This window comes from Bradyrhizobium sp. Unk1, assembly GCF_059512345.1.
Map to the genome: position 1 here is coordinate 19,238 of NZ_JCAMOP010000070.1, position 8,910 is coordinate 28,147.

Consider the following 8,910-nt stretch of genomic DNA (forward strand, 5'->3'; position numbering starts at 1 on the left):
TTGATGGAGGCCTCGATGTTCAAACACATAAGCTCGAAGCTAGCCCCGCTGGCAGAACAAGGGGTGTGTCTGACATCATCAAGCGCTGGGAACGGTTGGCTCTCCCGAGCGACCACTGCCTTTGGTCCGAACCAGCACCGATGCGCCGGCCTCCACGCTTCACAGGTTGAGATGTCTGCATGGATTGAATCGTGAGCCGATTGCAAACTAGCGTCAATCAAAACCGGTAGAAGGCGAGCACAGAGAGGACGATCGTGAGTGCAGCACAGATCGCCAGCGCTCCTTTAGCGCTGAGGCTCAGGCCCAGGAATTTTACGTGAAGCTCGGGATGGTCGGACATAGGCGCAGCTCTCCATTAAAACCTGGAAGCTGCCTGCCCAGCTTTATCGGTTGCCCTTCCGATAGGCCCTTTCGGACTAGATTCATAAGACCCGAATTTTTAAGACTCGCAATGAAATTGTTTTGCAGTTGAGATCACTAAATCTCTAAACAGTCCCGTTTAGAAACATTCGAATCAGCGTGGCTCATCGCTATGTGTTTAAGTGATGGAAATGCTGAAGATTTTCGAGGATCGCTTCGCGGTTAACGCAAAAATCTGGCAAACTTCAAAATATGTGGAAAACCCGATGGCGCCTCTTTGGAAGGTGCTCCGGGATTATTTCCGATGTTCACGGTAGCCGACCTTGTGGGTACCAAGGACGACGCGTAGCTTCCCGCGGCTTCAACCATGGGATGATTCATGAAAATCATATATCTAGCTTTACTCGCAGTCGCGGTATCGATTTCTGGCGCGTGGGCCTCGTCGACCCCAGAAGGCCGCGTCTGCATCACCAACATCACCGGCGGCAAGTACACAATGACCGACTGGGAGGATACCCGTCTTCCGGTTGGGCTCCGTTCTCTGTGCGCGCAAGTCGGTGCTCGCAGGATTCATCAAGGGTCAAGAAAAGCAGCCGATCAGATTGCTTCATCTTCGGGCGCAGATCGTTGCACTGACTGGGACCATACGCCAACTTGAGCAGGCCGGGTTCGATACCTCAGAAACGCGTCACCTCGTTGCCAGGCGACGAGCCGAGCTCAAAGGCATGTCGCGCCGGTAGCACTTTGTCCGATCAACCGATCTCGTTCCACAGACCAGCTCTGAAGCGTTGCGGTCCTGAACTTGACCGCTGCCGTCATTTGGCTTTCTCTCGCTTCGGGAGGCGCAATGACGGACTTAGAACAAGGTTTGCCGGGCTATGAACGATTAGAATTGCCGCCCGATCCTGAACTCGCTGGTACGCAGGATTGGGACGCTGGCCAATGGCAAACCGATTTTGAAACCAGCCTCGAAGCAGTGACCTTGTTTTTGAGAATTCGTGATCCCGTTGCGATTCTCGCCCGTACCGCATCGCGCTTTATACTCACCAACCCGCGCATCGAACGTCCAGAAACGCCGAAGCAGGTCGAAGTTGAGCTCACGCAGATATTGATGCTGCTCAATCGGCACCGACCATCAGCCAATCCGGTCTCGCCGAACAATCTGGCAAGATACTGGCGCCTTGTTCGGCGGCACCTGCGCGGGTTTATGAACAAGCAGCCGAATACAGGCAATGAGTCTGATATCGAGAGGTTCGTGAGCCGCCGTGCTCGTCTTTTCACTCTGTACTATCGAAACATATTTTCACGGGAAGACTGTGAGCACGCGCTGAACGGAATATTGAGGCAAGTTGATAGCCCCTCCGAGGCCGCGCTCGGCTACAGGCTCTCCGATTTGTTTCGCGCCGCCATTCGCATGATGGACTTGGTCCAGGAACGTTTTAAGATCTTCACAGAGCGTTTGCACAACCTTCTCGATACGAAGCGACGATCCGAGCTGGTCGAATGTATCGATTTCTTCTGTTCCTCATATCCGCTCGCAAACCGCGTATGGGGAAATTGCACGAACCGGTGGGTCGATCTGGAGGATCTCCGGATGGCTGCATTTCAAATGTCGGAGTTCGCGCACCCCTGGATCTACACACTTTCACGAGCAGATCTCGACGCCGCCTTTCCCGCACCAATCGTCGACGCGCTTTACAGCCTAGCAATTAGACCGAACAGCCTTTCGGAGATCAATCACGAGTACATATACCTGAACAATCCCATCTGGCGGCGCCCCTACGTCCTCCTTGATGATGGGAGCCTCTTTGCGCCGCTGCCTCACCTCATAGTCTCCTTCCCATTCGTAATCCTCGAATCGCTAATGGAGGGTCACCGCTCGCTCGAAGTTGCTTATGAAAGCGCGCGCGCAAACTATCTTGAAGAGGCAATCACAGATCTTATCACGACCGCCATGCCAAGCGCATCCGTTTATCGTGGCGTTGCCTGGGATGATCCGGACACCGGCCAGGTTTGGGAGAATGATGTTGTCGCGGTGGTCGGCAATTTCATCTTTATCTTTGAAGCGAAGTCAGGCCGCATCAAAGACGCCGCTCGGCGCGGCGGCTCGCTGAGCCTACGAAAGAATTTCAATGAACTCTTCGTTCAGCCCGGCGTGCAATCGGGCCGCCTGCAGAATTACCTTAATACCCGCCAGAAGAGCGCGCGTTTGAGACTCAAAACTTCGGGACAGCCGATCAACCTCAATTTAGACAAGCCTAAGGTGGTGTTCACTTTCAGCATCTGTATTGAGCACTTCGCCTCGCTTACCAGCGCCCGTCATTATTTGAAAGAGCTTGGCTTGGTCTCCGAGCAGACGCCCTGGGCGCCCGTCCTGTCGCTCGGCGACCTGCAAATGATCGTTCGGTTTCTGGACAGCGAGGTGTCACTCATCCATTACCTTACGCGTCGGGCTACGCTCGAACAGGTTCTCGACTTTGAGGGCGATGAGCAGGACATACTCTCGGCCTACCTGACAAACGGACTATGGGTGGACCGAGACGCACTGGATGGCAAGCGCATCGTCTTTTTTGCCTCGGACTCGCTGGTGCGTAGATCCAAAAAGCCGCGGGCGGACAGGACTGTGGTCGACGTTCATGGCGTCTCACTGCCACCGTTGTGGGAGGCGATCGTCCGCGAACTCTATCGCGATGGTACGCAGCGTCACCGGTTCGACATCATCAACGTCATTCTCAATCAAATGCCGCCGCAGCTTGCGGAGCTCGAACGCAGAATCCGACGGTTCAGGCGCGGAGTTCCTTCGCCCGAGGACGACATCTCTTACGTCACGTTCCGGATTGGCAGCAAAGTATTCGCGTTGGCCATCCATCTGCTAAAAAAACTCCCAGACCGGCAAGAGTGGCACGAGATGGGACGCAATGTGGCTGCCGATCTAATGCCGGACGAAGGGAGCGTCGAATGCGCGGTTTTCCTATTAGTGCGCCGCACACGGCACGCCACCTTCGACGGAGCAAGCTTCTACCGGTATATCAGGCCACCGCAATCTGATTCAACGCAACACCCTCAGCCACGCGGCCACATCTAAATGGATCTACTTGTATTTCTTTTCCGTTTCGCGCTGAATTGCACCTGAGAGCAACTTAGCGTTTTCAATCACGTCCGTGAAATATGGTTCGTCCACGACCAATTCCTCTCCGACCGCCCCTCGTCCTTTCCTTCCGGCTTTTTCTACATAGATCTTGTTGATCGCGCCTCGGCTGTGAACGATCACATCGCGCGACGCCTTCATTTCGATGAAGCTTTCAAGGATCTCGCTCTTGATGTCGATCGAAAGAACCTTTGCGAATTTCTCCAAGTAGTCCTTTGGTTTCGCGAATAGCAGTTCCTGACAGCGCGATTCGATCACGGCTTCGAGAAGGACATCGCGATCCTCCAATTCAAGAAAGAGATTGAGAGGGATGTTCTTGTCGCCAATCAGGACTAGCTTCTCCGGCTTATCGAGGATCGCAATTCTGAGGCAATCTTGAATAAATGCCTCGACGCGAGATACTATTGCCACGATATTTGTTTCGAAAATTCCCCGAGCGCACTGCGCTTTAAACACGTCACCGACATCCCTATCGCGCCGTCTGCTCACGACATCCTGGTTTCGTTTGGGTACCGAGTATTCCTTCTTGGCACTCGACTTGCTGTTGCGCAGCTCCTCCGCCTTTTTGTCCAATTCAGGCCGAAGCAGATGCGTAAATATCCAAGCATCATTGAGGTAGCGAAAGAGTTGAATGTGCTTGTCGTAGATCTTTCTGGAAACCGGATGCTTGCGCGTCACTTTGGTTATCATCGCCTATGGACTGGATAGTTGAAAGGAAGAGACCAAAAACAGGCCAGCATAGCATGCTCCCGCAACAGTTGTAGTCCCCTTTCGGCGGAAGAAGGCCCGCGCTACTGCGCTATTTGATGAGAACCTTTTCAAGATCGGCGACAAGTCGATCCCTTTTTTCCTTGGAGAGCTTGTCGAGGTTCTGCTGGCGCCATTTGACGGCCGGCAGATTGGTGGCATCAGATACGCCGAGAAGATCCCAATCCGGTTGATCACATTCGAAGGACACAAGGAATTTCCTCGGGCATCTTGCCGACGATCTCATCGACGAGTTTCTTGCGCGCGTCTATCAGCTCGTCCCTCGACACGGGCTCGTCGGTCATCCCTTCGAAGCCGTGAAGGAATTCGTCGCTGATATCTTTCTGAGGAGAGCCAAGCACCTCGAACATCGGCCGGTCGTGACTCAAGAGATAGACGATGAAGGCCTTGCGTAATTCGTCCGTAATTCCTTCATTGGCCAGCAGATCGCGAATATCGAACAGGTCACGCGGATGCTGGCGATCCAAAGCGGCGACGATTTTTCCGCCATAGAGGTCGGCGAAGGAAACCGTGCGGGCCTCTGCAAACCCAAACTCGCCTTCGACGGCGAGACGCACGGAGGTCAGAACAGGCTCGAAGACGCAACCGCGCAGCACCGGCGTGACTTCAATCTTGATCTGGACGTGCTGGCTACGAACGACAAGTTTGACGATGGCCCCCTCTTTTTGGGTTTCGTGGACCTGTACACTTGGGATTTTCTCTTTGATCTTGCCGACTATGCGCTTCATCGCCCCGTCAATGTCGGCAAGGGATTCAGCTCGCGGTGCTATGGGAACATAAGTGAGATCTATATCCACGGAGAGTCGGGGCATGTCGCGAACGAACAGATTGATCGCGGTGCCGCCTTTCAGGGCGAAGAACTCTTCCTCGGTGACGAACGGAAGAGCGCGCAGCAGTAGCGCGACCTGCTTTTTATAAACGTCAGCGAACGCCATCGAGGTCTCCGGGGACGGTTATCTGATAGGCAGGATTGAGGACGCCACCTCTAACGAGCATGCGTTTGCCTTGGCCCAGATCGACGGTTTCTTTGCTGAGGCGTTTGAGCCAGGCATGCTTGTGGCGATCTGCAAAGTAAAAGAAGAGGCGTTTGACCTTCACGCTCACACAATCTTGCAAGAGCTTTTGCAGGCGGTCCGGCCGAAGATTGGCGAGGCCGCCAAGCAGTGTATCGACTTGCTCGAAACTTTCACTATTGGGCAATTCGTCGAGCAGCTCAAAGGCAGCGCGCTCAGGCGTCGATAAGGTCAAGGGCCAATCCCATTGTCCCCAGTTCAATTGAGCTACGTCACCTCCGCGAAAGGCCGTGACGTCGAGCATCTTCCCAGTTTTGACGTTCCAACGGACACTGCTTATGCCTTTTGCGACGGGCTCGTTTTTGAAGAGCCGCCGGTCGTTGTGGTAGACGAACTTGACGGACAGCGGCAGCTTCTGAACCCAGCGCGGCGGTGCCTTTGGTCCGTAGAGATGAACGCGCGTCGTCGATTGCGGGAGGTAGTGTGCATAGCCTTGCAGCTCGAGCGCCGTCCGCCCGCCAACCACAAGCGGTGAATAGTTGAGGATGGTTTGTAGGGATATGACGACCTGCTGCCAGCTTAGGGCGCCACGCGGACGCCGGAAGACACCTCGGTTGGGCTGTTCGAGCCACCCTGACTTTACGTACAGGTTTTGAAGCTGGGTGGAGTAGCCGTGGCGTTTGAGCCAAGCTGAATCCACCAGCAGCCCTTCCGGGAGGAGCTTGTCGAGCTGGTTTAGAAGATGTCCCTTTGATCTAGTCATGCTTGACAATATAGCATATATTCAAACCGATAGCTAGTTTGAAGATTCTCACATAGATCAATTAATACTTGATAATCTCTAAGAACAGCAAACCAGCCAGAATGCAGCGTAAATTTATGCGGTTCTTTCAGTACCTTAGGCCAGCCGCGGCGGAGCCGTCTTAGACAGCCGGATGCCGGCTCGGCAGGCCTTCTGAAAGCTGTGGACAGCCGGAACACCCCATTCACGCGAAAGAACAAATCACGCACGCTTCGGGAGCAATTTTGGCCTTTCCGCCCCGATCCGCATCGCGACCACCGATCGGCCTTCCCTCGCGCCCACCAACCCAAAGGCGATTACATAAGTAATATTTATCAGTGGTTGTATGCGCCCAGCAAAGCTAGCCTGAAGCAATGGAGCAAGCAGAGTTCATCCGCATCGTAACGGAAGCGCCCGGCATGTTTGCTTGGATGCTCGGCGCGGGCTCGTCCCAAAGTGCAGGCCTACCTACAGCCTGGGATATCATTTGGGATCTAAAGCGGCGCTACTACTGTTCTGAAGAGCACCAGGAAGTTTCATCGAACGATCTGCAAAACGCTGCGGTCCGCGAGAAGATCGAATCCTATCTGATGTCGCGCGGCTTTCCCGCGTCGAGCGATCCCACGGCCTATAGCCGAAGTTTTGAGTTGATCTTCGGCGCCGACCTCGAACGGCAGAGCCGTTATCTGCAAGCCAAGCTCTCCGAAAAAGCATCATCCCTCACCCTCGGTCACAGAGTCTTTGGCGGCCTGTTCAGCACGGGAGCAATCAAGGTCGTGTTTACGACCAACTTCGATACGGTCGTCGAACGCGCCGTTGCGGAAGTGACCGGCAAGAGCCTCGCTGCATTTCATCTCGAAGGCAGCTACGCCGCAAAGCAAGCACTGAACAACGATCCCTTCCCGATCTACTGCAAGCTTCACGGCGACTTTCGCTTCACGAGCATCAAGAATCTTACGGAGGACTTGAAAACACAGAATGCCGAGATGGGCGACTGCCTTGTAACGGCCTGCAATCGATTCGGCATGATCGTGGCAGGCTACAGCGGTCGTGACGAGAGCGTGATGCAGCTCCTTCACCGCGTTCTTGACGGCCCCAATCCATTCCCCCATGGCCTTTACTGGACGACCCTGAAGGGGCGGCAGCCGCTCCCGGCCGTGACCGCGCTATTAGAAGCGGCTCACACCAAGGGTGTGCGCGCGGAACTCATTGAAATCGAAACCTTCGATTCCATGATGTCGCGGATCTGGAAGCAATTCCCGGACAGGCCAAAAGAACTGATCGAGAAGATCGACCGGACCGGCTCTCAAGCCGTTTCTATTCCGCGCAAGGGAGCAGGCACCGGCGAGCCAATTCTCCGCCTGAATGCGCTTCCGTTGATACAGCTACCCGACACTTGCCTTGAACTCAGTTTTGCGGCCCCCAAGGACTGGGATGATATTCACGCCGCGGAAAAGCAGGCACGTAATCAGATCATTGCGACAAAAGGCTCTTCGATTTTGGCGTGGGGCAGCGAACAAACCTTGCGACAAGCGTTTGGCAGGGATCTCAATTCCTTTTCGCCCTGCTCGATCAAGGACCGCCTCCAGGATTACGCGAACAATCTCCAGCTTAAGGGCTTCATAGAGCGTGCGATAGGCCTTTCCCTTATCCGAGGGAAGCCGCTGCTGATGCGGGATTGGCGCGGCGGATCGGTCCTTATTCTCGATCGGCTACATCTTAATCTGGACCTGACACGGGGCATCTCTCAATGTGTCGGGGGCAGTCTGCATGGCCGGATTGATGGCATGGTCTCCGCGATAACCCCGGATCATCCCAAATCCGAAGAAGTGTGGTGGGCCGAGGCGGTCAGGCTCGATGTGGACGAAATTGACGGCCGGTTCTGGCTTGTCCTGAAACCCGATGTCTGGATTTGGCCTAAGCACGCACGACAGCAAGCCATGAGTTTTCTAGATGAGCGGCTGGGAAACCGGTTCAACAACCGGGGCGACGCATTGCTCTCGGCATGGATCAATGTCCTGCTTCCCAGCTCGGGGCGGGCGGCCGATCACGTTTTGAAGCCATTCGAAGGACCGGAGGGTCCCGGCTCGCCGAAGATCGTCGTCAATGCGCGCACGGCTTTTAGCCGGAGGATGATTGCATGACTGCATCGCCTTCTCTGCGCTCGGCAGCTCTCTTCTCGCGCATGTTTTGGGATTGGCACGATCTTCGGCTGCTTCGAGAGCCGCGACGGCCTGATCGATATCCTCCAGAACAAGCTGGAGCTGATCAGCGTCCAGCTTTTCCGACGATCGACCGAACTGGGCATCTTTTGCAAGCTTGAGCAACCGCTCGAGCCTGGCGCAGCGATCCAGCAGAGCCGCGGCAAAGACACGCAACTCGGCTGGATCGCTCGGCAGCTCATCAGGCAAATCACTCATTGGCCCGAGTCTGCCATGCTTCGCGCCTCGATGCAGCGAAGATTTTATTCCCTACGCAAGTGCTTTCGGTTGCGGGATTCGAGGTGCGTGCATGCGTGTCCAATCCATGCCGGCCAAAAGCGCGGACAACTGCGCGGCATTCATCCGCATCATGCCGGCCACGATGGGAGGCCATTTGAAGCCGCTGCTATCGAGCCGCTTCCAGTACATCACCAGGCCGGTGCCATCCCAGACGACAATCTTCACTCGATCGGCGCGCTTCGCACGGAAGACCACCGCCACACCCTTCATCGGGTCTTGGCCCAGCGTCTCCTTCGCCAAGAGCGCCAAGCCCTCCGCACCTTTTCTGAAGTCCACAGGTTGCGTCGCCACGTAAATCATGAGGCTCGCGGGCGGCATCAGCATGAACGTATCCGTCGA

General features: G+C 55.2%; 8 protein-coding genes and 1 pseudogene. 2 read left to right on the plus strand and 7 right to left on the minus strand.

Translation table 11 applies throughout. The features are described 5' to 3' along the window. Positions 1 to 217 precede the first annotated feature (217 nt). Positions 218 to 340 carry a hypothetical protein gene (locus AC5ZFO_RS44530; protein ID WP_283810509.1) on the minus strand — a complete coding sequence of 41 codons (123 nt, stop codon included), beginning with the start codon at positions 338 to 340 and terminating at the stop codon, positions 218 to 220. An 867-nt stretch (positions 341 to 1,207) separates the two neighbouring features. Between AC5ZFO_RS44530 and AC5ZFO_RS44535 the strand changes: the two genes are divergently transcribed. After that, complete coding sequence (locus tag AC5ZFO_RS44535) at positions 1,208 to 3,445, plus strand: hypothetical protein (protein WP_496123843.1); 2,238 nt, start codon at positions 1,208 to 1,210, stop codon at positions 3,443 to 3,445. 6 nt (positions 3,446 to 3,451) lie between these two features. On the opposite strand, the gene AC5ZFO_RS44540 is transcribed toward AC5ZFO_RS44535, so the two are convergent. The 4 genes from AC5ZFO_RS44540 to AC5ZFO_RS44555 form a co-directional block, all read right to left on the minus strand. Then, positions 3,452 to 4,186, minus strand: a complete 735-nt coding sequence (locus AC5ZFO_RS44540; protein WP_496123844.1) for a hypothetical protein — start codon at positions 4,184 to 4,186, stop codon at positions 3,452 to 3,454. A gap of 121 nt (positions 4,187 to 4,307) precedes the next feature. After that, positions 4,308 to 4,466, minus strand: coding sequence for a hypothetical protein (locus tag AC5ZFO_RS44545; RefSeq protein WP_496123845.1), 159 nt, complete (start codon positions 4,464 to 4,466; stop codon positions 4,308 to 4,310). Beyond that, positions 4,450 to 5,211 (minus strand): nucleotidyl transferase AbiEii/AbiGii toxin family protein, encoded by a 762-nt coding sequence (locus AC5ZFO_RS44550; RefSeq protein WP_496123846.1) that lies wholly within the window; start codon positions 5,209 to 5,211, stop codon positions 4,450 to 4,452. Before AC5ZFO_RS44550 ends, AC5ZFO_RS44545 begins: the two co-directional genes overlap by 17 nt. Beyond that, positions 5,198 to 6,052: a type IV toxin-antitoxin system AbiEi family antitoxin domain-containing protein gene (locus AC5ZFO_RS44555; protein WP_091963845.1), complete on the minus strand. Its 855-nt coding sequence runs from the start codon at positions 6,050 to 6,052 to the stop codon at positions 5,198 to 5,200. Before AC5ZFO_RS44555 ends, AC5ZFO_RS44550 begins: the two co-directional genes overlap by 14 nt. A gap of 392 nt (positions 6,053 to 6,444) precedes the next feature. Here AC5ZFO_RS44555 and AC5ZFO_RS44560 point away from each other — a divergent pair, with 392 nt between their 5' ends. Next, positions 6,445 to 8,214, plus strand: a complete 1,770-nt coding sequence (locus tag AC5ZFO_RS44560; RefSeq protein ID WP_496123847.1) for an SIR2 family protein — start codon at positions 6,445 to 6,447, stop codon at positions 8,212 to 8,214. 13 nt (positions 8,215 to 8,227) lie between these two features. On the opposite strand, the pseudogene AC5ZFO_RS44565 reads toward AC5ZFO_RS44560, so the two are convergent. Together AC5ZFO_RS44565 and tnpB are read right to left on the minus strand one after the other, a co-directional pair. Further along, a pseudogene (locus tag AC5ZFO_RS44565) lies at positions 8,228 to 8,490 on the minus strand (transposase domain-containing protein); the annotation flags it as partial. 51 nt (positions 8,491 to 8,541) lie between these two features. After that, positions 8,542 to 8,910 (minus strand): IS66 family insertion sequence element accessory protein TnpB (gene tnpB / locus AC5ZFO_RS44570; RefSeq protein WP_496123848.1); only part of this gene is annotated, 369 nt, incomplete at its 5' end.

Excerpts from the sequence above, each read along its gene's own strand:
- AC5ZFO_RS44530 (WP_283810509.1), bottom strand. The coding sequence starts at position 340 with ATGTCCGACCATCCCGAGCTTCACGTAAAATTCCTGGGCCTGAGCCTC.
- AC5ZFO_RS44535 (WP_496123843.1), top strand. The coding sequence starts at position 1,208 with ATGACGGACTTAGAACAAGGTTTGCCGGGCTATGAACGATTAGAATTG.
- AC5ZFO_RS44550 (WP_496123846.1), bottom strand. The coding sequence starts at position 5,211 with ATGGCGTTCGCTGACGTTTATAAAAAGCAGGTCGCGCTACTGCTGCGC.
- AC5ZFO_RS44555 (WP_091963845.1), bottom strand. The coding sequence starts at position 6,052 with ATGACTAGATCAAAGGGACATCTTCTAAACCAGCTCGACAAGCTCCTC.
- AC5ZFO_RS44560 (WP_496123847.1), top strand. The coding sequence starts at position 6,445 with ATGGAGCAAGCAGAGTTCATCCGCATCGTAACGGAAGCGCCCGGCATG.